Raw genomic sequence first — 23939 nt, 5'->3', positions numbered from 1 at the left:
TGTATTACCATTTAAAAATGTAAGGTTTGTATTCTTTGTCAAAAAAAGAACCAGCTAAACGATACGCTTGTTTCTGGAGAATCGATTCAAGTTTTAATTTTTGCTTTTTGTAATGATATTTTTTTAGAAATGTTTTGTGGATTTCTTGAATTAGAGATTTTTTTAATGAATCATCGAGCTGCTTTTTTTTATTTAATTCAGCCCTTAATTTCATAACAGATCGATCTACTACCCAAGGTCTATATTCTTCCATAAAATCCACAACCAAGGACGGCTTACCTGGTCTGTCCGTGTGCAAAAATCCAGCATATATTTCCATGCCAGTATTAGAAAGAGCATTCCAAACATAAGACTCAAGGATCGCATATCCCAAGTTCAGTGCTTGATTTGTAATTTCTATAGCTCCTCGTCCTGTTCGAGATTTGAAGCTATTTCCACCGAGATCTGTGTTAGAAATAGTCTTCCAATAAATAGCGGCTCCTCTTCCTTCGTAACCTAGGATCCGATTTCTCCAATCTGGCTCGTTAGAATTTGAGGATTCAATTAATCGATTCGATAGTACTAATAATTCTTCCGAAGTATTTTTTAATTCTTCATACTTCTCAGTTTTTTCAGTTTGGAAATATTTTGAGAAATATGAAAGTACCGCTCTTTGGTTCCTCAACTTTCCGTAAATAATTGAACTCGCAATCGTTTCAGATTTGGATTCTATCATCTCAAATTGCTTCTTGCGAATTGCCACCACTGCATGCTGATGAGTTCCAGAGATACAAGCAGTATGCCTCTTTCTGAAATCCTGAATAAAAAGACGAATCCCCCTATCTGAAAAACTTTGCACTAAATTACTTGTCAGAGAAACTCCTCGATTAAGTACAGTGACAGATTTAACTCGATTGAGAGGGACTTCTTTGATAAGATCAGAGCCTTCCATGATCAACAGAAGACCACCGTCCAATTTTAAATGTGATCCAGCGTTAATTACTGTCAGGTGTCTCATAAGGGGATCCTATCGGTTTGCCAGAATTGTAGAGTTCGCTAATTGTTTTATCTGTGGATTGAATGATAAATTCAATGCCTATAATCCCTTTGGGGGAATCAATTAATTTCGCGCGAATGTCTCCCCTAGGTTCCTTTAAAATTTTAAAATTATCTGATATTTTAATGCCATCTTTAAGTTTTAAAACTTGCGGTATTTTATATATGCTTAGAGAGTCTATGTTTTCACAGACCTTTTTAAAGTCCTTAATATCCACCTCAGCGTAAATCCTAGCACGTGGTAATGAGTTAGGTTGTATGCAGAGTCTCATTACATTTTCAATTCCTGAAACATCAATTTCTCTCCAATCATCCATGAACACAAATTCATCTGAAGGATTATTTTTATTTTGCAATGTTGAAATGCTTTCTACTTTTTCTAAACCTGGTAAAGCTATCCCAATTTTACTATTATGGATTTCCACATTTCCATCAATGGCAGGAAATCCCGCAGCATACCCGTCATCAGCAGTTGCTACTTGATAAATCTCCGTTCCATCATAATTTTTCCTTTTTATTCTAAATCCACCTGACGGATTGTCAATAACTGGAAGACTGAATATCTTTCTCACTTTTTGGTGTTGTTTATTTTGCTTAGATATTTTGAAGTATTCCCGACAAAACTTGTCGTAGATTTCGAGGTTCAGTTTTTCGCCTGTCTTAATTTCCTTGTGTTTATAGAATTCTTTTAGGAAGGCATCCCAATCTTTAATACCTGGATATTCAAATACACCCTTGAGAGATTCACCCGTTAGTTCCAGTTTTGATACTTCGACCTTTATATTTTTTTGTGCATCTTTTAAAATCTCATCTTTATTTTGAATCTTGCTATTCTTATCAACTATTTGTGAAGCTATATCTTTTTTAGAAACTGTATATCTTAAACCTTGTAAAATGTCTGAAACATCGTTCCATATATTTTGTTTTACTGATTCGAAAAGATATCTAACTGCTTTATTTCGATCGATAGGGAATCGAACGGTAGATTTCTTTGATGACTCCAAAGCTTGCTTATAAGAAATATTGTGAATCATAAAATACGGTTTCAATGATTCGAATACTTTTTCGGGATTTTTCTTGATTTCTAATCCTGATTTCATTTGAGAATCGAATCCTATAAATAGCTTTTCATTCTGAAAATACAGAGGAACAAATCTCTCACCAAAGATTCCGTCCTTGAATAGTGACTTACTTCCTAGATTTTTCTTTCTATACTTAGGCAAACTATCAATTTTATGAATTATTATCTGAGTTGGGAGGCAAGCTTCAATCGACTTTGCTTGATCTTCCTTGGACATATCATCCTTTTCTTCAGAAAAAATATCTGTCTTTAATATAGTTTGTATCTTCGGATTACCAAGGCTTCCAACTAGGACTGAGACCGCATCCAAAATATGACTCCCAGGTGCTTGATCTTTGCTTGGTTTCGCAAACTCTGATTTAAATTCTCCTAGTAACTTTCGAATATCTGAGATTTCTTCGGACCTCATATGAAAGATTGAAAATTCCAATTCTTTAAAACCATCTTTTTCTAAAATATTCTTAAGCTTATTTTGTAGACTTCTTGCCAAATAAGCTTGGGTTCCATTCGCCTTTGCCATGATTCCTTCACCTAATAAAGGAATAACTAAGGGAAACAATTCTGGAACAAACAAGCTATGTCTCAAAATTTTTTGTTCTTCTGGTCTATACGACCGAAAGACTTTTCTTTTCATTCTAAGAATAGATTCGATTCCTTCCGTTATTTGTTTTTGAACTTGTTCTTTTTCGTTAGTTCCAAACTGAGCTTGGAGATAATTCGGATGAAGGTCATTAATTGAATAAAACTTTGCTCCCTTTTTAACATTTCCCCCTGTTGAGAGATAAATTAGATTCATTTCTGTATTGAAGATGGTTGCGTTCGACTTCTTTGAGTAGCTTCGCGGAATAATATGATCAATCTGTCCGTTATCTCCAATCGCTCTACCTGTAATTGCGCAAATATTGAGAGATGCTTCTTTGATTCTATCTTTCTTACTTACTTCAAATGATTCTAATCTTTCTAACGCTTGTTCGTTTTTTTGATTTCCCTTTTTCTGCATAGGGGAAGCAATTCTCGCTTCTTGCTTGTAATGACCTAGGTCAAGATTGAATTCAAAACGATTCATTTCTGTGATTATCGGAATCAGGATTTTAGAATTCCGGTTGATATCTTTGAGTTCTTCTTTCTTTTTATAAGCAATTTCGAATGCCAATCGTTCTGTCATTCTTCGAAGAACACCATCAAATTGCCTAATTGTGTCACTATTCAGTCGACTTGCTATCGCACCTTGGTCTAGATTGGAACCTGATCGAACTATTGTCCCTCTCCATTTATTTTCTAACATACATTGATTGCATATTTTTGAAAAACCTCTTGTGTCTCCTTCTAAAATATTGAATATCTGAGCTAGGCTAAATAGGTTAGCAAAAGGAAGATGATTGTAATCTTTATCTTCCCAATCTCTCTCCATTCTTTTGGAGCTTATTTCTTGGATTTCCGGAAATGCTTCACAGATTTTCTTCACTGCAAGATTCAAATTATCCAGAAGACCTGAAACTTTTTTTTCATGGTCATCAGTAATATTTATATTGAGTTTCTTTTTCTTCTTCACGCTCGATACGGTAATTATGAATGCTGTTCCATCTTTTTTACGTAATTCTTCGCATGAATTGCAATAGGATCTGAGAGTCGTGTTTCCATAAAGTCTTTCTTTCCAGACAGTATCTAAAATAGTTTCCAATCTTTCATTGCTTATATTATTTATTCCAATTATTGTTCGAATGCTTTCTGTTTGGTTATTTCCTTTCTTTTTTGTCTTTTCCTCGCAAGTGTGGAATAGAGATAAATCTTCAGATAATTCAATCCCCTGGCGTACGGTTTTTACCTGATCGTAGTAGTCTTTTGCCATTTCAATGAAGGCATCACTATCTTTACCTAGTAGTTTATCCAATCTATCTTTAGCCCCTGCTAATTCAGATTTTTCTTTTTTGGTCAGACCTTTTTTAGTCTCAACAGATTGGGATCGGATACTATATGGATCTACTTTTTTGGAAAGATCCAATACCCTCTGAAGTAATCTAGCTTGTTTCCTATCTTGAATTTCTTTATTCGATTCACCAACTTTTTGCAGAATAATCAGCTCTGAATCCAATCGAAAATCATCAAAACCGGCATCTGCGATCAACTCTTTTCCGTCTGTTAAATCCTTAACTAACTTCTCCGTCCATATCTTCCATTGTGGATAGAGTTGGTTTAGTGCAGGAGTATGGAGATACTGGGTTTGACAAGATGGAATCCTTCGATTGTTCATGTCCTCATACGGGGGTATGGAGAGTTCAGGATTGGTTGATAACAGTATCCCAATTACTTTGGTTTCATTGCCTTTTATTTTTTTTAATAATGTGTTTATTTTTTCTTTATCTTTTTCTTCTGAGGGTCTCAAGGACTTTAGCCATTTTCGAATAATAGTTCCCAATCTTTCTTCGTCCCAATAATCATTTCCTTCAGCCATTTGAGGATCGTTGAAATATTTTCTTAGCGGTTTAAGTTGTAGATTGGAAAGATGTCCTAAAAGATTTGAAAAATCTAAAGGCTTCATTTTAAGATTACTAAATTCCTGAATAGTTTTCCACTTAGCTTCTATGTCTTTAGAAATATTTTTTATATAATCTCTTCGATGTTTATGTCCATCTATATCCGACTTTATTATAGTTTCTAAATAACTTTTCGTAGAATCAATTTGATCCAGAAGATCATCGTTAACTTCAATCTCTTGGGTTTTAAGAAAAGACTTAATATCCTTTTTATTTTTTTGAAATATTTCGCAATCAAGTATGCTTTGAGCATCGTAAAGATTTTGAGAAATATCAAACAACTGATTCAATAAAGACGATTTCTTAGTGATTTTTCCTTGGGTAAATTGTTCGAAAAATTCTAAATCAGCCGATTTTAAAACATCCTCATTTATATTCTCCGCGATATATGAAAAACCTCTTCGTTTTAAAAGTCCTTGCAAAAATTCTGATGTGGATCTCGAAAACTCGTTAATTCCGAATTTCTCCTTCAGAATTAGAAAAAGCAATCTTCGAACTAACTTTTTTCTTCGATTTCCTCTCAATTGGTGCCTTTTAACAGTTCTACCTGCTTGTGAGAGTTGAATGTCCCCCATTTGAAAGAGATATCCATTTTTTTTTACATCAGAGTTTGATATGAAATCGCCTGGAATATAAGTGGAAGTAAACACTCCTGTGTTCTTGGCGCCCAAATCAATGGCAATTGGTGATATTAGTTTATTCATATTTTTATCCATAATCTATTTAATGAATAAAAGATATCAAGCCATTTACTAAAATATTACCTTTGCTAGTTTAAATTAAAATCACCAATTTTTACACTAACTTTATGAGTAGCGGACAAAAATTAATATTTAATTGAAAATTATTTTTAATTTCAGAAAAATTTAAAATTGTATCAAATAAATCAACAAATTGTATCAATTAACGTTGCGATAATTTGAATCATCCAAATAAAAAAGTTCTAATTGATATTAGTACTTCAAATTTTATAGAATATATTATATTCAATTTTAGCCAATTTTTTTAGGATGCTTAGCTCTCCAATTGAATATGTATTTTCTGACCTGTTAAGTATTTACAAGTGGGGATGAAAAGAATAGATAAGGTTTATCAGATTAAAAATTATAATCTAAGGAATCCAAGAAACAAAGTATGCGATTGCAGTTTGGCTTAGGTTTGCACTAGGCGCGACCACTGACATTGGATTACACCAGTGGATGCATCAGAAATAGAGAATTATTTTGCCCCAGCTGCTTTCAATACATCAGCAGTAGAATTGCTTCCAGCAAAATCAAGAGCTGACTTTCCAGCATTGTCTTTCATATTAACATCTGCATTAGCTTTAATCAGGATTTCGACAATCTCAAGAATATTAATATATTTAAATTTTTCATTATCAAATTTCCTTTTAGGAATATTTTATTATATAATACTAAGCCTATATAAAATAAATAATCAGTTTTTAAAGAAATAAAAATAATTTACTGAATCAGGGAAGATTTATAAGATAAGTTGTAGATTGTAAAAATTTTACATTAAAATTGAATGATATAGATCCGTAATTTCCGTACGGATCTATATAAATTTGAATCAAATCCTAAATTACATACCTGGCAATTTAGAAGGGATTTCTTTTGGAATATCCTTAGGAATCTCTTTTTTGATATCAGGAGCAGAAATTTTAGTGTTTGCAGCAGAAGCTACACAAGCAGTTCCTTTTTTAGTTGCTGCGTCAATTTTTGATTTTTGAGCATCAGAAGTTTCTGCTTTCAATTTATCAAGATCCGAAGTCATAGTCTTAAGAGTTGAAGATTGGTTAGCGAAATCTTTAGCAAGTTGAATTGATTCAGTTGCCGATGCAGTTTTCATTTTATCAGTTAGAGCGCAAAGTTTAGTTACGAAATCTTCGTAAGCTTTGATTTTTGCATCATTTCCACCGCCACCGCCAGACTTAGCAGTTTCTTCTGTCATCTCTTCGGTTGTTTCGGTTTCTTCTTTTTTACAATTGGATGAAGTGATAGCGAGAGCTAAAACTAGTGAAATTGTCAGAAATAATTTATTCATTTTCCCTCCAAGGATCGAATTTCGTCAATTTGGATCTTTATTTTGAAATCAGTCAATAAATTTATGGGAAAAAATTGGATCTTTGAGAAGTGGAATCTGCGACCATAGGCCGCAGATCAAAAAATGGGAAAAAGGTAGCGCGAACTACGATTCAGTTGCTGTAATACTGAATTTTGCATCCAATTTCTTGAGAATATCGGCTATGAAAACATCTTTGCTTCGAAATTGGTTCGCAAATGAAAGAGCTTCCTTGGCGACAGGATCAACATCCTCATCTTTTTTATGGATATTGAAAATAGCAAGAATGCAAGCATAATTAACTGCCGGATTTTCGTCGTTTCTAATCTTGTCTTTGAGTGCGATTGTTGAGCCACCTTTTTCCCCGATTCTACCAAGAGTAATTGCAGCCTTTTGTGCAACTTTTGGACTGTCGGTTTCTCTCAAGACTTCAATGATTGCAGGAATCTGAGATTTGTCTTTTTCTTGAGCAAAGAATTCTAGGGCTTCGATTCTTTCCAAATCTGTTCCGGAACCCAATAAGGTTTTGTATTCGTCTGCAGATTTCTTTTCCTGCGCAAAAACTGGGACACTGAATAAAAGGATGGCAATTGCCAGCGCGATGGATTTTTTCATTTTGCTAACTCCTGCTGAAATTTTTCTCCGAGTCGTTCATAACGTCAACCAAAATTGTTCTTTTCGATGATGGCACATTGCATATTTTAGTGATAGTGAATCTTCCACAATTATTCCGTAATCTGAAGCGAGAATATTTCCCTATTCGAATACTAGATCGATATCTATTTATGGAATTTTTCCAAACTTTTATTGGAACACTTCTTATGCTCACCGCAATGATTCTAGTTTATGAAATCACGAACAATATGAAATATTTTGTTGAGAACAAAGAAAATCCAATCTACGCATATCTTTATATTGCTTTCTCGGTTCCAAATATGGTTGTTCAAGTAATTTCTCCGAGCTTGATGTTTAGTGTGTGCTTTGTTGTTGGACAGTTTAGCGCGAATAAAGAATTAGTTTCCATCATGGTAGCCGGCGTTTCTTTTATGAGGATCGTTACGCCCATTTTAGTTTTTGGTTTCTTAATGTGGATATTCGTTGCTTTTTTTACTCAATTTGTTGCAATTCCATCGAATAAAAAAGCACAGGATAACTATTCTTATATGGTAAAAGGTGCCGGTCGTTTAACTGATCTTGTCTATCAATATCATGTCAAAGGCAAAGAAGGATTCTATTATGTATATTGGTATGATGACAAGGCAAGCGCTATCAAAGGTGGATTCAATTACATAAAAGTAGATCCGGGAGGTTTACCAGAATATGTGATCTCTGCACAAAGGGCTGACTATTCGGTAGAAAAGCATGAATGGAAACTTACAGACGTTGAAGAGATAAATTTTACGGAAGAGCTTGGTGTTAAAAAATATGAAAAATTTCCAGAGAAAATTTATATTTTTCCGGAAGCAATTGATTACTTTTCGAAACCAACACGTAATCCTGACGGACTGAATTTTTGGGAGTTAGGTGAAGAGATAGAGAATCGCCAAGCAAAAGGAATTCCATTTCGAGATCTTATAGTGCAAAGGCATGCTGTCTTTGCGATGCCGTTGATGTCATTTATAGTAGTGGCAATTGGGGCCTTGGCTGGAGCTCTGACCAATAAATCTGCTGGAGTTGCATCACTTGGTATTACAATCGCAGTTGTCTTGTTATATTATATTTTCTATTCAACTGGTAAATCGATTGGAGAGAGTGGTGGTATACCAGCTTGGGTTGCCATCTGGTATACTCCTGCACTTTTTATCGGTGGTGCCTATTTCTTATATAAGAAAATGAATGTCTAGCGACAATTAGACTTTAATTCTTAAAAATTCTTCTATATAAATCAGTTTGAAGTATTTCTTTAGGATCGTATTTCTTCTTTAGCGTTCGAAATTTTGCAATATTGGATTTAGGAAAAAATCGATCCGCCATACCAGGACGAAGAGTTGCATCTTTGGCAAAATAGAATCTTCCACCGTATTTTAAAACAATCTCATCCATCTCATAAGACATTTCCCAGACTTTGGATCTTGTTTTATTGGAAACGGGAAAGTCCATCGCCATTGAATAACCATCCACCGCATGCGTTAAAAGAAAGGGGTCCTGTCTATGCTTTTTAAAAACTGCAAGCCAGGTGACAATTTTCCTTTTCTGGCAGAGCTGAAATACTTCCTCGAAAGCAGATTTTGCATTTTCCTTGGGAATAAAGATCTGATATTGGATCATGTATCCTGGTTTGTACATTAATTTCCAATTAGGAACGTAATCTAGAAGAAATGCATATTCAGCATGTCCTTGAAGATAAGGCTTGTTATGTGAGAGATATCCACTTAAGTATTTTGCATAATTGATCAGTCGCATACCTAAAGGAAAGCTGAATGGCTTCATGAGAATCCACATCCAGGATTTAGGAATAATGCCAAATAACCGAGTCGGGAGATTTTGGTTTTCTAGTTTGCAATTGTCAGGATAGTCTTTATCTTCACCTGGTTCTAAGTGAACGGATTTATGAATCTGACCGCGACCTAAAGCTTTGCCACTTCCGAATGCATCGATCCAACCAACAAGGTAGTCGGCATGTTGGTATTCCGCTTCAAAATAATCGAACATTTCTTGGAAATTTTTTGTGAGTACAGGCCAGACTCGCATTTTTCCTGCATGAATGGGTTTCATCTTCAAAGATACTTCTAGAAAGCAACCTAACATTCCGAAGCCGGAAATTGCCGAATAATAAAGATCTGAATTTTTCTTAGGTGAACAGGTCAATAATTTGCCGGAAGCTGTTAAGAATGTAAATTCCTTTACATGTTCTCCAATAGTTCCAACGGCAAAATTGTTCTTCCCGTGAATATTCATGGACAAGGCTCCACCAAGTGTTGGATACATTGTTCCGCTCACAACAGGTGGCCAGAAACCTCGCTCAATTCCAAACTCCCAGAGTTGCTTGATCGTAACTCCAGATTGTGCCCGAATGATTCCTGTTTTCTCATCGAAGGATTGAATCTTATTGAAATTACTAAGATCCATAACAATTCCATTTGTATTGATTGCTGCATCACCGTAGCTGCAACCACCACCTCGCATAGCGATTGTTTTGGATTTTGCATTCGCATAATTGAATATATCAATGATCTCTTTCTCGCTGGTAGGTCGAAAAACAGAACTTATAGATGAAGCATTCATGCCCCATGCTTCAACCTTTTCTGGATGAGGCAATTCTAGGTTTAGAGAATTTGACTTGCTCGCATTGACATTTTTTAAAGACGAAGTCTTCGGCTTTGAAGATTTCTTTTTGACAATTGATTTCTTAGAGATGGTGGATTTTTTTTTGACTGCCATATTAAATATTCAATTTTCTAAATATAAAAGAAGGAATGTTTTTTATAATCAATCCAACCAGCGCCCATTTGGCCGGGACATAGAAATTTTCGCTTCCAGAATTGATCCTTCTTATAATCGTTGCTGCAGCTTCCTCTGCCGTGATTGGCTTGAGGAATCCCTTGTCAGGAACTTTTACTCCCGCTAACATATCTGTTGAAACAAAACCCGGCTTGATTGTTACGATTTGTACACCTTTTACTGCGAGCCTATTACGCAAAGCTTCAAGATAAGTATTGAGTCCAGCTTTGGAAGTGTTATAAACAGGGTTCCCACGTCTTCCACGATCGCCTGCAATCGACGAGATCCCCGCGATAAATCCAGATCCTTTCTTGCCAAAATATTCAGCAGCTGGATTGAGAATCGCAATGGCTCCAAGCAAATTCGTATTCAGCATTTGTAAATCCTTTTCGGTATTGTATTCATCGACTCCGACAGCTGGCATAACTCCGGATGCATAGATGATTCCATCTAAATCACCACCGAGCTCTTTCACAATTTTATTAAAAATAGTTCCTGACTTATCGAATTGGTTGGAGTCATACTTGATTGTGATGGCATTCCTATTTTTAGAATCAGTATTAAACTCATCTGCAAATTGTTTTAGAATTTTATCTCTTCTTGCGAGCAGGGCAACCTGGTTGCCTTCTCTCAAAAGTTGTTCGGCAATCGCTTTGCCGATTCCGCTGGATGCTCCAACGACGATGTATTTTTTTCCCATACTACCTTTTTTTCCTTGGAATGTTGTTTAGCAAGCTGTATTCTTAACGGAAGCGACAGCTTCTATGAAGATTTTAATCGATGCTTTCAATTTAATCTATAAATTTCCTGAATTAGAAATTTGTATGTATGATGACCGGCTGGATGAGGCGAAATTGGGACTCATCAAATTGCTCGCCCAAGTTCAAAATGTACAGAAATTTGATGTTGAGTTTCTCATTTTTGTAGATGGGCAAAAAACAAAAGGTGATTACGATACTTATCAGGAAACCATCGACGGGATGGAAATATTTTATAGCCAAGAGAAAGAGGCCGATGATCTTATCCGGGAATTTATAAAATCAAATCCATTTCCAAATCATCTAATTCTTGTTACATCAGATAAAAAAATTAGACAATTTGCAAGGCAGTTTAAAGTTAAATGTCTTACTTCGGAAGAGTATAGCGATCAAATAAGATTGCTTTTTGATAAACCTGCTGATCCTGATGATAAACCTGTATTGTCAGAAGAAAGCAGGCATGAGTCTGATCCATTATGGGCAATGTTTTTAGAAAAGGAAAAGTGATTTGGTTGATGATCAGGATCTTTGGCTCAAGGCTCCCGCTTCCGCCGCAACACCAGTCAAAGGCTTAAGCTAAATAAATAATATATAAATGGAATTTGAGTTTCTAGTCCTTTAAAATAGATCGATCAACTTGATCTCTAGTTATGAAACGGCGACCAGATGCAGTAATGCTCGGAAAGAATATTGAATCAATTGATGGATGGATCAATTCTTCGTTCAATGAATTCGAATCAAGTTCGGAATGTTCTGCGACCGACAACTCTTTTGAACCCTGATTGAAAATCTCAGATTCCCTTTCACTTGCGAGTTTCTTGGTATCCTGAATCTGCTTGTAGCATGGATCTAGAAAAAGCTGATGCCCGCAACCCAATAGATGATATCCTTCGTGAACTAAAGTAGATTTGGGACTTGTAAAAATCAATTGAAGTAAAGATATATATTTTGCTTTTATATATCCTCGAGTATTGGTTTTGGCTTCTACAGCACCTTGGATTTCTAATTTAATTCCTGCTAAAGCAAAAACTCCTAAACTTGTAATTTCGAAAACGATATCTTTCCAATTCCTTCCCTTCAGGTATAGATATCTATCACAATTTTCGGACATAGGCAATGTATAGAGAAATTCTAATATTGATGCCCCAGTTAGTCCTGGTCTTTCTATTTCTTGTTGATTGATAGCTACAACAGCTAGAGAATACAATTTGAGTTCATCATTCCAATGTACAAAAAGTTCTTGGATCTCTTCAGAACTGATTCCAGGTTCATAGAATGTACAAACTTTTATAGTTCGATTCTTACCCCATTCCATTGAATCTCTCATTTGTGAATTGTGAAATCCAATCGTAGTGCAACCATTTAATAAAAATACTATTACTATATTTAAATGAAATATTTTTTTTATGAAAGGATTTAACATTTCTAATGAATTTTTATTAAAATTACAGTCCAATTTTTTTTAGTGGAGTTGGGAACGAACTATAGCCAAGTTTATTGCCATCAGGATCTGAAAAATAGATTGAATATTCTGATCGTGATTCTTCCAATTCTAGAATCTTATTTGAGGTTTTACTGTCTAGGTCCAATTCTTTCAAAGCAAACACTAAAGCATGACTTCCTTTTTTGAAGTTTTCCTTTTCTATCATAATCAATAGGGGATTGTTTACGAAGGAAAACCATACACTTCGAATTAAGTTTTCGTCCCAATCTATTTTCTGAATTGTTGAAGTAAAATTCTGATCTTGAAATTGATTTTGACTCGGCACGTGTTTTTGATTATCAACTTGTGAATTACCAGGAGCTTGACTGGTTCCTGAAGTCTCATCGCTTATTTCAATTTTTCTTCGATTGATTTGTTTCAATTCTAAACCTGGTAGAACTGAATAAAATTCAAACATAGCTTGGAGATTGTTTGTGGCTATAGCTATATGATGCATAGAATTTTCCTCGAGGCATAATACAATGTGATAGCGCGAGATCCCATATACAAGCTAAGTGAAATCCACAATACAATATTGGATTCTATATAAAGAGCTAAGATTGCGCAAGGTAGAAAAAATAGAAAGCTGCTGATCGCCATGGAATTGCGTAGAATAGAACCTTTTGCAAGTCCAAGAAATAGTCCATCTAAACTAAATGCGTATGCTCCGAGAATTAAAACCGGAAAGAACCAGATAAGTACATCTTGAACGGATTGAATGATCTGAATTTTGGTGATCAGCAATCCAATAATTTGATTGGAAAACAAACTTAGAGTGGCAACAAAAATCAAAGAAATAGCAACTGAAAATGCTATTGCGATTCTCAAAATCGTTTTGAGCTCTCTAATTTTGCCCTGACCGTACAAATCGCCCGCTAAAGTCTCCGTTGCAAATGCAGATCCATCTGCGAGAAATGCATAGACTAACATAAATTGAAAGAGTATAGAATTGATTATTAACACGTCACTCCCTAAAGAGGAAGAAAAATTGCGGAACAAAGTGAAAGTAACAATGAGAAATAAAGTTCTAAGAAATATATCCTTATTGAAAATCAGCAATTGATAGAATTCAAGTTTGCGAAAAATAAGAGAAAATAAATGATTTCCTAAAATACTCAAATATTTTCTCTGCGTATAAAAAATCAGAATTAAACCAATGCAGAATTGAAAAACTTGAGAATAAGCTGTAGCCATTCCAACTCCGCTCGCCCCTTGATTATAAAATACAACAAATACATAATCCAATCCAACATTGAGTAAATTGGATGATAGAGTAAGTATCAAAACTAAACCACTTCTTGACCTACCCAGTAACCAACCTATTATTGCAAAATTCATTAAAGTAAATGGCGCATCCCATATTCGATGATCATAATAATCTCTTCCAATTTTTTTGATTGAATCATCACCCATTAAGAATCCGAAACCAAAATTTCCAATATAATAGGAAAAGGCATAAATCGTACATCCAATGCATGCAGCTAAGATGAGAGATCGAATCAGTACTAAGAACGCACCTTCTTCATCACCTTGGCCTGTTTTGATTGCGGTTGTTCCCGTTGTTCCCATACGAAGGAAACCCATTCCCCAATATAAATAATCAAACATAATAGTTCCGATTGAAACACCAGAAATTGAGATTGGATCAGTATAGTGTCCAAGTACTGCCGTATCAACGATTCCAGTCAATGGAACCGTGATATTAGAAAGGATATTAAGAGATGTAAGAGTTAAAAAACGTTTATATAAATCAGCGGATGCAATTTTGTTCACAGTCTGACTTCATTTTAAAAGGAAGTGAACCTTTGCAACCACCATAATTGAATTCGAGACAAGAATTATTCGCCGCATCATAATAATAGCCAGGTATCAATGCTCGACAAGGACCACCATCTGGTGCCAATGAACAGCGTTCTTTCATGTCAATTGATGTACTGGCTGTATTCCCTTTGGAATTTCCGTTGCAAAGCATTACTGTAAATATAATTAACAAAAGCAAAAGAAAATGTTTCATAACAATATATTTTTTTGTATCTACAATTCGTCTAGTCGCTTTTTCACTTGCCGATTCGTGAGTTCATTGTAATATTTCCCTCTGGTGAAATATGAATCTATCTCGTAGTTTTATAATTTTAGCATTAGGAGTTATGGGTATAGGGATTGTTTTCTCTGCTCAATTTTATATTACACTAGATGAATCGCGTTTTTCCAATTCAAAATCATGGCCGGCTTGGAAGAATTCAATCAATCTGTATGAAACCAAAAATTGGTGGATCAAAAGTTCTGTAGACACCGACTGGAAACCATATACCAAATATGATACTCCAATCAAAATTGATTCACCAGAAACAATAGATTTAAAAGTTATTTTAGAAAAAGATGATTCTAATTTCATGCCGATTGGGAATCGGTATTTATTTCTAACTGGACTCTACGGAGTATTTCGCTGTTATGCGGATGGTGACGAAATTTATCGTTTTGGTGATTGGTCTGTTGAAGCACATAGAAACCTATTTTACGGATTGCCATGGCATATTATTTATTTACCTGGCTCTACTTCGGAAGTTCATTTTGAGATCTATTCCAATCAAGAGAAAATCGGATTATTTGGCAAATCTTACCAAGCAAATCTTGCCTCGCTGTTTTGGTTTATCTTTTCACAAAGTTCAGATCGTTTGATCCTTGGAGTATTGTTTGTTTTTATTGGACTCTTTTCTTCAATTTTTATTCTAGATAAATCTTCGACGAAAAGTTTTTTCTTATTTGGATTATTTTGTTTAGTTACTGGGTTATATACTATCTCAAGATCTCCAGCACGATTATTCTTTTACGACAATCATATAATTTGGACCTGGATTAATTTGCTCAGTGTTTATTCTATTCCATTGTTGATGTATATTTTCTTGGAAAGAATTTTTCCAAGTAACATTATTCAGGTCTATCGATTGATTCGGATTTGTTGGATCAGTCATTTTCTATTCTTAATGTTCTCGATTCTGATTGGATATTTTGGAATGCATGCCTTGTTGAATACTTTGCAAATCTTCCAAGTAATTGTTCTTATAACTGGACCTATCGTAATTTCTTGTTTGATATACACTACTTATAAAACTCCAAATATTGATAATTTTGTTGTAATCGCAGGTCTAAGTATATTTTTCTTATTTGGAATTCATGAATCACTTGTGGCAATCGGACTACTTGTTTTCCAGTTTACCAATGCATATCTAGGCCTCTTAGTTCTAATATTTAGCTTTAGTTATGTGCTAGTTCGAAGATTTATTTTAGTAAATGTAAAATTAGAAGAGAACAATCGAAATTTAGCACAATTGATACATATTCAGCAAGAGCTTGACGCTGCTCGCAAAATACAATTTTCTTTATTACCTGCAACTTTTCCCAAGAGTGAACATTGGGAACTGAGCTCAGTATATATTCCTATGGAGAAAGTTGGCGGAGATTTCTATGATTTACAATGGGAGAATGGCAATTATCTGGGAATATTTCTTGCGGATGTATCTGGGCATGGGTTGTCCACAGCTTTACTTGCCTCTATGGTCAAGATTGCTTTTTCTCAACAAAAATACAATTCTGATTCCCCGAAAAAATTGCTAACAGACATTAATCGAATTATGCATGGCAAATGTGGAAGGCAATTTTTAACAGCTAGTTATATTTATCTTAATTGTGACATGCGAAAATTTAGAATTGCCAATGCGGGTCATCCAAGTTTATTTCACTATTCGAAAGTAGATGATTGCGTGCATTTACATAGGCCTCCAGGACGAATCATTGGGGTTTGGGATGACGCAAGAATCGAAGAAGAAGAATATAGCTTTGATCCTGGCGATGTTTTCTTAGTATATTCGGATGGACTAATGGAAGTTCCTAACTTAGATCGAGAATTTCCAGATGAGGACTATCTTGAGAAAATATTTATGCAGTTTTGTAGATTGGGAGATTCCGTACCAATAGAAACATTTCAAATTCGAGTTTTGGAATATCTAGAACAATGGAAATCAGGTAAAGATTATGAAGACGACATCAGCTTCGTAATTCTTAGATGTAAATAAAAAGTTTTTTTGTAGGATTGTATAAGTAAAAAAGGTTTTGAACGAACTAAAGAAGTTCAAGCTAAGAAACAGGCGAGGCTGCTTCTTAGGCTTTTGTAAGTTCCTTCACCATTTCTTGTTTTTTCTTGTCTTTCTCATTTTGAGATTTGCCAAGCCATTCTCTCTTGATTTGTTTATCAGAGATTCCCTTCAGGGCAGCGTATTTTTTTAGAATTTTTACAGTCTTTGCGTTCATGAAAACAGGGTTTCGAAATAGCTTTTTTACGTCAACGTACTTATACTCACTTGACCCCAGGTTCACTTGGGTTTTCATGTAAGAACAAGAAAACCATCAATTCTATGAAGAAAGAAATCAGCGACCGCTACGAACCCGAATCAGTTGAGAGAAAGTGGAGAGAAAATTGGGAAAAGAACCCGTATTTTGAACCCATTGAAGATTCATCGAATGGAAATTTTTCCATCACAATTCCACCTCCTAATGTTACGGGATTTCTCCATATTGGACACGCGCTAAATCATACGATCCAAGATATTATCATCCGCCTTGAAAGAAAGAAAGGCAAATCTACCGTTTGGGTTCCAGGAATGGACCACGCAGGAATTGCGACTCAGATGGTTGTGGAAAGAGAGCTTGCGAAAGAAGGCAAGAAGCGTACAGATTATACGCGAGAAGAATTTATTGACAAAGTATGGGAATGGAAAGCTCACTCCGGTGGACAGATTACCAATCAACAGAGACTTCTTGGAGAATCAGTAGATTGGAGTCGGTCAAGATTTACGTTTGATGATGGATTATCAAAAGCTGTAATCAAAGTATTTCGCAGTCTCTATGATGAAGGATTGATCTATCGCGGTGCGAGAATCATCAATTGGTGCCCTGTATCCAAGACTGCAATCTCAGATATTGAAGTTGAATACAAAGAGAAACAAGGCAAATTATACCATATCAGATACCCATTTGCTGACCCCAACGATACAGCAGATAACAAGAATTATATTATAGTTGCGACGACTCGTCCAGAAACAATGTTAGGCGACGTTGCTGTCTGTGCCAATCCAGAAGATCCTCGCTATAAGAGCCTGCAAGGCAAGAGCCTAAAACTTCCCCTAACAGATCGGGAGATTCCTCTTCTGTATGATGGATTTGTGGATCAAGGATTTGGATCGGGACTCGTAAAAATCACTCCAGCCCACGACCCCAATGACTTTGAAGCGGGTCAACGTTTAGGACTTACTCCTATTCTGATCATGAATCTAGATGGGACCATGAATGAATTATGTGGTAAGTATGCTGGACTCGATCGGTTTGCGGCTCGTAAACAAATTGTTGATGATCTTGAATCTCAAGGACTTATTGAGAAAATTGAAAATCATACACATTCAGTAGGCCATAACCAACGTGGTGGCGCAGTTATTGAACCCATTCTATCAACTCAATGGTTTGTGAAAATTGAACCACTCGCCAAACCAGCAATTGATGCTGTTCGTACAGGCAAAGTAGAATTTATTCCCAAGATGTGGGAGAAGACCTATTTCGAGTGGATGGAAAATATTCGCGATTGGTGTATTTCGCGTCAATTGTGGTGGGGACATCGAATTCCCGCCTACTACCTGTCAGATGGAACTATGGTTGTTGCCGAATCTATGGAAGAGGCAATTGCACTTTTTGGAAAGCTTGGACGGAATGTATCTGCTTCGGATATCACTCAGGATGAGGATGTTCTGGACACTTGGTTCTCATCTGGCTTGTGGGCTTTCACAGTTCATGGATGGCCAGAGAAGACGATTGATCTAGCAAAATTTTATCCGAATTCGATACTCGTTACAGGTTTTGATATTATTTTCTTCTGGGTTGCTCGAATGATCATGATGGGGCTTAAGTTTATGGGTGATGTTCCTTTCCATAAGGTTCTCATTCATGGATTGGTTCGCGACAAAGACGGCAAGAAATTTAGTAAATCCATGGGCAATGTTGTTGATCCATTGGATATGATGGCGAAATACGGAACAGATTCTTTCCGATTTTTTCTTGCTGCAGTTCTTCCCGAAGGTAAGGACATTTTGTTCGACGAGAGTCGGTTAGATGGTTACCGTTCATTCTGTAACAAAATCTGGAACTCAACACGTTTTATTCTTATGAATCTTCCGGATGATTTCGAAGTTATCGAGCCAAGCCCGTCTAAGCTTGAGGCAAATGACGAATGGATCATGAGTCGATTTGACTTAACTCTAGCTCGATACGAAAAAGCATACTCAAATTATCACTTCTTTGAAATGGCTTCCGTAATCTATGAATTTATCTGGGGTGATCTCTGCGATTGGTACATTGAATTGGTCAAACCAAGGATGTACAGCAAGACTGAGAATGACTCAGCCTTAGTTGCTCGCCAAGTTTTGGTTAGTATTCTCAAGAAATCATTAGGGCTTCTCAATCCAATCATGCCTTTTATAACAGAGGAGATTTATTCTTTGTTTAATGATAAAGCACTTTGCGTTACGGAATTCCCAGAATCTTATGCTGATCAATTTAAGAAAGTGAACACAGACCTTAAATCAGCACAAGAAAAATTGAATATTCTTGAATCTTATTGGAAGACATCGAAGGGTGTTCGCAGAACAGACGTATTGATTGAACTCGTAAATAAAGTTCGTGCCATGCGTGCTGAACTCGGTGTTAAGCCCGACAAAAAATGTAAAATTATCGTTAAGTCCGCAGATTCAATTCTGCAAGATATTGTTAATCTAGAGGGATCTTACATATTGCAAATGGCTCGAGCTGAGTCTTGTGACTTGATTCCCGACTACAATCCAGATAAAACGGATGCGATCGGTGCCTTTTCCCTTGGTGAAATTGCTCTCCCATTATCTGGAATCCTAGATTTAGAAAAAGAAAAGATTCGTCTCGAAAAAGAAGTTCTTCAATTGAGCACGGAGATGGATAAGATTAATAATAAATTGAGTAATCCAGGTTTCATTGAAAAAGCCAAACCTGAAGTTATTGATAAAGAAAAGGAAAAATTTCGAATTCTCTCGGAGAAGAAAGAAATTGTTTCTAAAGCACTAGAAAGATTAGGATAGAATTTATGAACAAGGCTCTAAGAGTTCTTCTTCTTGGAAGTGGAGGAAGAGAACACGCAATCGCAGATTCGCTGTTACAGTCACCATTGTTAGCAGATCTAAAAGTTTATCCAGGGAACGGTGGGTTTGATCCAGAAATCATCTTACCAGCTGGAACTCTTGATTGGAAGGATAAAGAAAAATTCCAGAATGCTTGCCGAGGTAAATATGATTTTGTTTTTGTCGGACCTGAAGATCCACTCGTCGCCGGTGTAAGTGATTGGTTGCAGGAGATTGGAATTCCATGCTTTGGTCCATCCGCTTATTGCGCACAGATTGAAGGCTCCAAAGATTTTGCCAAAAAGCTTATGATGGAAGCAAATGTTCCAACTGCTAAACATAAAACTTTTTATGAACATTTAGAATCAGTAGAATATGTAAGAAGCCACGGTTGCCCAATCGTGATAAAAGCTGACGGACTCGCTGCTGGCAAGGGTGTTACTGTTTGTTTAAAATTGGATGAAGCAGAACAAGCTCTCAATGAAATATTTCTAGACAAGAAATTTGGAGCCAGTGGATCAAAAGTAGTAATTGAAGATTTTCTTGAAGGCGAAGAAGCGAGTATTTTTGCAATCTGTGATGGAAAAGATTTCCTATTACTTCCTGCAGCACAAGATCATAAGCGAGCCTATGATAATGATGAAGGTCCAAACACTGGAGGAATGGGTGCATATTGTCCAGCTCCCATTGCTACATCCAGTGTGATTCAGATTGTAGAAAAAGATATTGTGGCACCGATTTTGCAAGTCTTGAAAGATAAAGGCAAGCCTTATGTTGGAATTCTATATGTTGGATTGATGATCAATGCTAAAGGTTTACCGAGTGTCGTTGAATTCAATTGTAGATTTGGAGATCCAGAAACCCAAGCAGTATTGCAATTATTGGAGGATGATTTGTTAGAGTTAACTTGGAAGGCAGCAAATGGTCAATTGAGCTCACAACAATCTCTGCGTATCAGCGAGGGTTCTTCTAGTATTGTGGTTCTCGCCGCGGAAGGATATCCCAATGATTATAAAAAAGACATAACACTTAATATTCCAATTCCTGAATACTCTGGAACAAAAGTTTTTCATGCCGGTACAAAACGTTCATCCAATGGGAACATAACTTCAACGGGTGGAAGGATACTAGGTATAACAACAAAATCAAAAACTTTAAAGGATTCGATTGACAAAACTTACTCATTTTTAAATACTTTCTCCATCCCATTTACTTTTTATAGAAAAGATATCGGCAGGAGAGCTCTATAATATGCCATTTGCAATCGCAGGGAATGTAGAACGATTTGATCAAGGGTCACTTCGTAAGATAGAAAAATCATTAGGTATAATTCTTTCTAACAATCAGCCTGCTCTTCAGCAAAAGAAAATGATCTATCGTGGTTTGATCCAAAAAGGTGGTGTTCACCATATCCTGGAGACTCTAAGCCGAAAAGAATTATTATCTTTAATTTTTATTATCACTCAGTTTGGTGATACGACATTACATGAAACTCCAAGTGAATATACAGAATTGCAAAACATACCTTATGTAGTGGAATGGAAGAAGCATCATTATACAATCCCGCTTGAGATAATGGAGATGTTTTCATCTGAGAGATTGTTCAAGGAACAAGGATATCTTTTTGCAATGATTCCTAGTTTATCCAAAGATGAGAAGAAGGCTTGGATCAAATGGATGGGAATCGATTTCGAGCCCGGACGCGAGAGAAATCTTGATTTCGAAATTTATTATCAATGTCGTTATTTGCAGAAACCTTTCCAAGGTAAATCATTGATTCAGGATTCTGAATTTTTGGTTCAAGATCTATGGCCCGTCGGTAAATGTGAAGAGCTCGATTGGTTTTATAAAGGATTAACAACATTCTACTACGCTCTTCAAGAACTCTCTCGTCGCGAAAGAGATCCGTTCAAGAAACATGTGTTAGATGTTGTAAAATCCGGTAAATTTGTTCTCAAAAGGCAGGATCGGTATAGACCAGTATCTGAGTCTGCACTGGTTGCAACTGTTGAAGGTTCAACTCCACAACTCCGAGAAACTGTTTTTCAGTGGGAACGCGAAGAAAAAGACGTACGGTCTGGACTTTTCTAAGCAGATTTTGTTTTTCAATTCTTACTCCATGTATTTTTCTTACAAATTTGGATCGTATATTTTTTTCAATCATTGTGTATTGAGGACTGAATCCTAGTTCCAAAATTACTATGACTAGCTTGGATACAAAAAGAAATCTGGGTTTAGATCTATTCCGTGGAATTACTGTTATATGGATGATCATAGTAAATAATCCCGGAAGCTGGAGCGCAATCTATCCATTATTGAAACATCCAGAGTGGAATGGTCTAAGTTCTGCAGATTTAGTTTTTCCTTTTTTTCTGATCGCAGTAGGTATGAGTATTCCTTTTTCGTATGCAAGGCGAAAGGAACAGGATTCTTTGAAGTCTGTAAAAAATTCCAGAAAAGCAATTTTGCTAAGAAAATTTCTCTTGTACCAACATATTTTCGTACGTGGAGCGATTCTTATAGGATCTGGATTGCTTATAAATGCTTTTCCCAGTTTCGAATGGAATGGCTTAAGGATTCCTGGAGTTTTACAAAGAATCGGAGTAGTTTATATTTGTTGTTATATGGTATTTATTCATGTAAATCCTCGAATAATTTTTCTTTTATTTCTATCAATATTGCTTGGTTATTTATATTTAATTGTTTTCATACCCCCACCCGATTGGAATGGATTTCGATCTATCTTGGGTTATAATGCTGGATGGGGTTTGTTTGATTATGAATACTGGAAGAACGCTCTCAGTATTAAAGAATTTAATTTCACTGCTTACTACAATCTTTCCGCATATGTCGATCGATCTCTGTTATATGGACATTTATGGAAATTTACGAAAACTTGGGATCCTGAAGGAATTTTGAGCACGATCCCATCCATCGCAACTTCGATGATTGGGTTGTGGATTGGCTCGATAAAAATTCGCAATAGCGATTCGCAGTCCATTCATGAAAAAAGTATTTCTAAAATTTCGTTGTGGTTAGGTGGATTTGCAATGATTGCAGCTGGTTTAATTCTGGATGAATATTTCCCAATCAATAAATCTATCTGGTCTTCAAGTTTTGTTTTAATCACTGGTGGTATCGCATCTGTCTTTATTGCTGTCTTAGATTCAGTTCCATCTATTTGGAGGCAGCATTTTGAGCCAATTCTACTTTTCGGACGATATGCACTTTTTGTTTTTATTTTCTCCGCAATCTTTTCTAGACTCCTAATTTTGAATATCAATGGAATTGTTCCAAAGTCTTGGTTAGTTACGAAATTTTTTACTTGGGAGAATTCTCATCTTAGCTCTTTAGTATATTCTGTTGCTATGCTTCTATTTATTTGGATCGTCACATATTTTAGATCTAAAATTGTCATTAAGATTCCGCATTTTAATAAATAGCAGCAGAAATCAGCTTCTGAAAATGATCTAGAAATAGACTAAAAAATTGCGATCTTTAGTTCTTCAATGAATCTATAAATTATTGATTGATTTTGTATCAAAAATATTTTTTACGTTTAAAATTAAGTTGATCTTATTTTATTAGAAATAGGATTATTCAATATTCAATTAAAACTATGGAGGATTTTATGAAATACTATCTACTAACTATTATGATCGTGTTATCAATTTCTTGTGCGTCTGCTGAACCCAAAGAGGGCGAAGAAAGTGGTGATGGACTATTTGGTAAAGTGATTGATTTTGCAGAGTCAGAACAAGGACAGAAAGCTATTCAGACAGCAAAAGAGAAGATGCAAGACAAAGAAACACAAGATAAGGTAAAAGGAATCATTAATAAAGATAAGTGAACGGATTTACATTCAATTTGTAATCCGTTCTTTAATTTACGTCTAAACTGTGTTAGGTTTACTGGGAGAGTAAAATCGACCCAGTAAGTGCTAAGATCGCATAGAATTCAGGAAAGGCTGCGAGTATCATAGTCCGACCAAAAGCATCCACTCCATTGCCTATCGCATTGATCCCATTGGCACATACTTTTCCTTGGTGCACGGCGGAGAAGAATCCAGCAATTCCTAGAGCAATTCCTGCTGCCAAAATCGTTCCCGCTTTAAGTGCTGTAAGATCTGCGTTCATTTCACTTGAGAACAAAATGAACCCTACGAAGCCGTATAGCCCTTGAGTCGCAGGAAGTCCCGATAGGACAAGTCCTACTCCGAAAGCTTCGGGTTTCTTTTGTATCATCCCGAGTACTGCTGCTCCACCTGTTGCCAAACCAATTGCTGATCCTGCACCTGCAAGTCCCAACATTAGCGCCAATCCAATTCCTGCGATTAAATGTTCCATATTGATT

21 protein-coding genes are annotated in these 23939 nt (G+C 35.9%); 9 read left to right on the top strand and 12 right to left on the bottom strand.

Annotated elements, in window-relative coordinates:
• Positions 1-4: 4 nt before the first annotated feature.
• Together cas1 and cas9 are read right to left on the bottom strand one after the other, a co-directional pair.
• The gene (cas1, locus tag O4O04_RS17655) at positions 5-997 is read right to left on the bottom strand and encodes a CRISPR-associated endonuclease Cas1 (RefSeq protein WP_272533113.1); all 993 of its coding nucleotides are present in this window, start codon (positions 995-997) and stop codon (positions 5-7) included.
• The gene (gene cas9, locus O4O04_RS17650) at positions 975-5354 is read right to left on the bottom strand and encodes a type II-B CRISPR-associated RNA-guided endonuclease Cas9/Csx12 (protein ID WP_272533111.1); all 4380 of its coding nucleotides are present in this window, start codon (positions 5352-5354) and stop codon (positions 975-977) included. The genes cas1 and cas9 overlap by 23 nt, the downstream gene beginning before the upstream one ends.
• Positions 5355-5845: 491 nt before the next feature.
• Here cas9 and O4O04_RS17645 point away from each other — a divergent pair, with 491 nt between their 5' ends.
• Positions 5846-6106 (top strand): hypothetical protein, encoded by a 261-nt coding sequence (locus O4O04_RS17645; protein WP_272533110.1) that lies wholly within the window; start codon positions 5846-5848, stop codon positions 6104-6106.
• Positions 6107-6234: 128 nt separating this feature from the next.
• Here the strand turns inward: O4O04_RS17645 and O4O04_RS17640 are convergent, their stop codons facing one another.
• Both O4O04_RS17640 and O4O04_RS17635 read right to left on the bottom strand, forming a co-directional pair.
• A complete protein-coding gene (locus tag O4O04_RS17640; RefSeq protein WP_272533109.1) occupies positions 6235-6696 on the bottom strand; it encodes a hypothetical protein in 462 nt (153 codons plus the stop codon).
• A 144-nt stretch (positions 6697-6840) separates the two neighbouring features.
• Positions 6841-7329: a HEAT repeat domain-containing protein gene (locus O4O04_RS17635; RefSeq protein WP_272533108.1), complete on the bottom strand. Its 489-nt coding sequence runs from the start codon at positions 7327-7329 to the stop codon at positions 6841-6843.
• A 170-nt stretch (positions 7330-7499) separates the two neighbouring features.
• On the opposite strand from O4O04_RS17635, the gene O4O04_RS17630 reads away from it, so the two are divergent.
• Complete coding sequence (locus tag O4O04_RS17630) at positions 7500-8558, top strand: LptF/LptG family permease (protein WP_272533106.1); 1059 nt, start codon at positions 7500-7502, stop codon at positions 8556-8558.
• 13 nt (positions 8559-8571) lie between these two features.
• Here O4O04_RS17630 and O4O04_RS17625 read toward each other — a convergent pair whose 3' ends face one another.
• Both O4O04_RS17625 and O4O04_RS17620 read right to left on the bottom strand, forming a co-directional pair.
• The gene (locus O4O04_RS17625; protein ID WP_272533105.1) at positions 8572-10095 is read right to left on the bottom strand and encodes an FAD-binding oxidoreductase; all 1524 of its coding nucleotides are present in this window, start codon (positions 10093-10095) and stop codon (positions 8572-8574) included.
• A gap of 1 nt (position 10096) precedes the next feature.
• Positions 10097-10855, bottom strand: coding sequence for an SDR family NAD(P)-dependent oxidoreductase (locus O4O04_RS17620; RefSeq protein WP_272533102.1), 759 nt, complete (start codon positions 10853-10855; stop codon positions 10097-10099).
• 64 nt (positions 10856-10919) lie between these two features.
• Between O4O04_RS17620 and O4O04_RS17615 the strand changes: the two genes are divergently transcribed.
• Positions 10920-11420 (top strand): NYN domain-containing protein, encoded by a 501-nt coding sequence (locus tag O4O04_RS17615; protein WP_272533101.1) that lies wholly within the window; start codon positions 10920-10922, stop codon positions 11418-11420.
• A 103-nt stretch (positions 11421-11523) separates the two neighbouring features.
• On the opposite strand, the gene O4O04_RS17610 is transcribed toward O4O04_RS17615, so the two are convergent.
• The 4 genes from O4O04_RS17610 to O4O04_RS17595 all read right to left on the bottom strand — a co-directional run bounded on the left by O4O04_RS17610 (position 11524) and on the right by O4O04_RS17595 (position 14410).
• The gene (locus O4O04_RS17610) at positions 11524-12240 is read right to left on the bottom strand and encodes a hypothetical protein (RefSeq protein WP_272533100.1); all 717 of its coding nucleotides are present in this window, start codon (positions 12238-12240) and stop codon (positions 11524-11526) included.
• Between the two features lie 118 nt (positions 12241-12358).
• A complete protein-coding gene (locus O4O04_RS17605) occupies positions 12359-12853 on the bottom strand; it encodes a hypothetical protein (RefSeq protein WP_272533098.1) in 495 nt (164 codons plus the stop codon).
• Positions 12841-14169 (bottom strand): MATE family efflux transporter, encoded by a 1329-nt coding sequence (locus O4O04_RS17600; protein WP_272533097.1) that lies wholly within the window; start codon positions 14167-14169, stop codon positions 12841-12843. The genes O4O04_RS17605 and O4O04_RS17600 overlap by 13 nt, the downstream gene beginning before the upstream one ends.
• Positions 14147-14410, bottom strand: coding sequence for a BPTI/Kunitz-type proteinase inhibitor domain-containing protein (locus O4O04_RS17595; protein WP_272533096.1), 264 nt, complete (start codon positions 14408-14410; stop codon positions 14147-14149). Before O4O04_RS17595 ends, O4O04_RS17600 begins: the two co-directional genes overlap by 23 nt.
• Positions 14411-14501: 91 nt before the next feature.
• On the opposite strand from O4O04_RS17595, the gene O4O04_RS17590 reads away from it, so the two are divergent.
• Positions 14502-16469: a PP2C family protein-serine/threonine phosphatase gene (locus O4O04_RS17590; RefSeq protein ID WP_272533095.1), complete on the top strand. Its 1968-nt coding sequence runs from the start codon at positions 14502-14504 to the stop codon at positions 16467-16469.
• 85 nt (positions 16470-16554) lie between these two features.
• On the opposite strand, the gene O4O04_RS17585 is transcribed toward O4O04_RS17590, so the two are convergent.
• A complete protein-coding gene (locus O4O04_RS17585) occupies positions 16555-16704 on the bottom strand; it encodes a hypothetical protein (protein WP_272533094.1) in 150 nt (49 codons plus the stop codon).
• Positions 16705-16808: 104 nt separating this feature from the next.
• Here O4O04_RS17585 and O4O04_RS17580 point away from each other — a divergent pair, with 104 nt between their 5' ends.
• The 5 genes from O4O04_RS17580 to O4O04_RS17560 all read left to right on the top strand — a co-directional run bounded on the left by O4O04_RS17580 (position 16809) and on the right by O4O04_RS17560 (position 23436).
• On the top strand, positions 16809-19547 hold the full coding sequence (locus O4O04_RS17580; RefSeq protein WP_272533093.1) for a valine--tRNA ligase: 2739 nt from the start codon (positions 16809-16811) through the stop codon (positions 19545-19547).
• 5 nt (positions 19548-19552) lie between these two features.
• On the top strand, positions 19553-20836 hold the full coding sequence (purD, locus tag O4O04_RS17575) for a phosphoribosylamine--glycine ligase (protein WP_272533092.1): 1284 nt from the start codon (positions 19553-19555) through the stop codon (positions 20834-20836).
• A gap of 1 nt (position 20837) precedes the next feature.
• The gene (locus O4O04_RS17570; RefSeq protein ID WP_272533091.1) at positions 20838-21677 is read left to right on the top strand and encodes a hypothetical protein; all 840 of its coding nucleotides are present in this window, start codon (positions 20838-20840) and stop codon (positions 21675-21677) included.
• A 176-nt stretch (positions 21678-21853) separates the two neighbouring features.
• The gene (locus O4O04_RS17565) at positions 21854-23029 is read left to right on the top strand and encodes an acyltransferase family protein (RefSeq protein WP_442915910.1); all 1176 of its coding nucleotides are present in this window, start codon (positions 21854-21856) and stop codon (positions 23027-23029) included.
• A gap of 188 nt (positions 23030-23217) precedes the next feature.
• The gene (locus O4O04_RS17560) at positions 23218-23436 is read left to right on the top strand and encodes a hypothetical protein (RefSeq protein ID WP_272533089.1); all 219 of its coding nucleotides are present in this window, start codon (positions 23218-23220) and stop codon (positions 23434-23436) included.
• 58 nt (positions 23437-23494) lie between these two features.
• Here the strand turns inward: O4O04_RS17560 and O4O04_RS17555 are convergent, their stop codons facing one another.
• The gene (locus tag O4O04_RS17555; protein WP_272533088.1) at positions 23495-23932 is read right to left on the bottom strand and encodes an ATPase; all 438 of its coding nucleotides are present in this window, start codon (positions 23930-23932) and stop codon (positions 23495-23497) included.
• Positions 23933-23939 lie beyond the last annotated feature (7 nt).

It is taken from the genome of Leptospira sp. GIMC2001, assembly GCF_028462125.1.
GTDB lineage: Bacteria > Spirochaetota > Leptospiria > Leptospirales > Leptospiraceae.
Note: the sequence above shows the minus strand (reverse complement) of the source record. Positions and strands in the feature narration are given on the sequence as shown.

Coding starts and splice junctions, on each gene's coding strand:
- cas1 (WP_272533113.1), bottom strand. CDS start 997: ATGAGACACCTGACAGTAATTAACGCTGGATCACATTTAAAATTGGAC.
- cas9 (WP_272533111.1), bottom strand. CDS start 5,354: ATGAATAAACTAATATCACCAATTGCCATTGATTTGGGCGCCAAGAAC.
- O4O04_RS17640 (WP_272533109.1), bottom strand. CDS start 6,696: ATGAATAAATTATTTCTGACAATTTCACTAGTTTTAGCTCTCGCTATC.
- O4O04_RS17635 (WP_272533108.1), bottom strand. CDS start 7,329: ATGAAAAAATCCATCGCGCTGGCAATTGCCATCCTTTTATTCAGTGTC.
- O4O04_RS17630 (WP_272533106.1), top strand. CDS start 7,500: ATGGAATTTTTCCAAACTTTTATTGGAACACTTCTTATGCTCACCGCA.
- O4O04_RS17625 (WP_272533105.1), bottom strand. CDS start 10,095: ATGGCAGTCAAAAAAAAATCCACCATCTCTAAGAAATCAATTGTCAAA.
- O4O04_RS17620 (WP_272533102.1), bottom strand. CDS start 10,855: ATGGGAAAAAAATACATCGTCGTTGGAGCATCCAGCGGAATCGGCAAA.
- O4O04_RS17615 (WP_272533101.1), top strand. CDS start 10,920: ATGAAGATTTTAATCGATGCTTTCAATTTAATCTATAAATTTCCTGAA.
- O4O04_RS17610 (WP_272533100.1), bottom strand. CDS start 12,240: ATGAGAGATTCAATGGAATGGGGTAAGAATCGAACTATAAAAGTTTGT.
- O4O04_RS17605 (WP_272533098.1), bottom strand. CDS start 12,853: ATGCATCATATAGCTATAGCCACAAACAATCTCCAAGCTATGTTTGAA.
- O4O04_RS17595 (WP_272533096.1), bottom strand. CDS start 14,410: ATGAAACATTTTCTTTTGCTTTTGTTAATTATATTTACAGTAATGCTT.
- O4O04_RS17590 (WP_272533095.1), top strand. CDS start 14,502: ATGAATCTATCTCGTAGTTTTATAATTTTAGCATTAGGAGTTATGGGT.
- O4O04_RS17585 (WP_272533094.1), bottom strand. CDS start 16,704: ATGAACGCAAAGACTGTAAAAATTCTAAAAAAATACGCTGCCCTGAAG.
- O4O04_RS17580 (WP_272533093.1), top strand. CDS start 16,809: ATGAAGAAAGAAATCAGCGACCGCTACGAACCCGAATCAGTTGAGAGA.
- purD (WP_272533092.1), top strand. CDS start 19,553: ATGAACAAGGCTCTAAGAGTTCTTCTTCTTGGAAGTGGAGGAAGAGAA.
- O4O04_RS17570 (WP_272533091.1), top strand. CDS start 20,838: ATGCCATTTGCAATCGCAGGGAATGTAGAACGATTTGATCAAGGGTCA.
- O4O04_RS17565 (WP_442915910.1), top strand. CDS start 21,854: ATGATCATAGTAAATAATCCCGGAAGCTGGAGCGCAATCTATCCATTA.
- O4O04_RS17560 (WP_272533089.1), top strand. CDS start 23,218: ATGAAATACTATCTACTAACTATTATGATCGTGTTATCAATTTCTTGT.
- O4O04_RS17555 (WP_272533088.1), bottom strand. CDS start 23,932: ATGGAACATTTAATCGCAGGAATTGGATTGGCGCTAATGTTGGGACTT.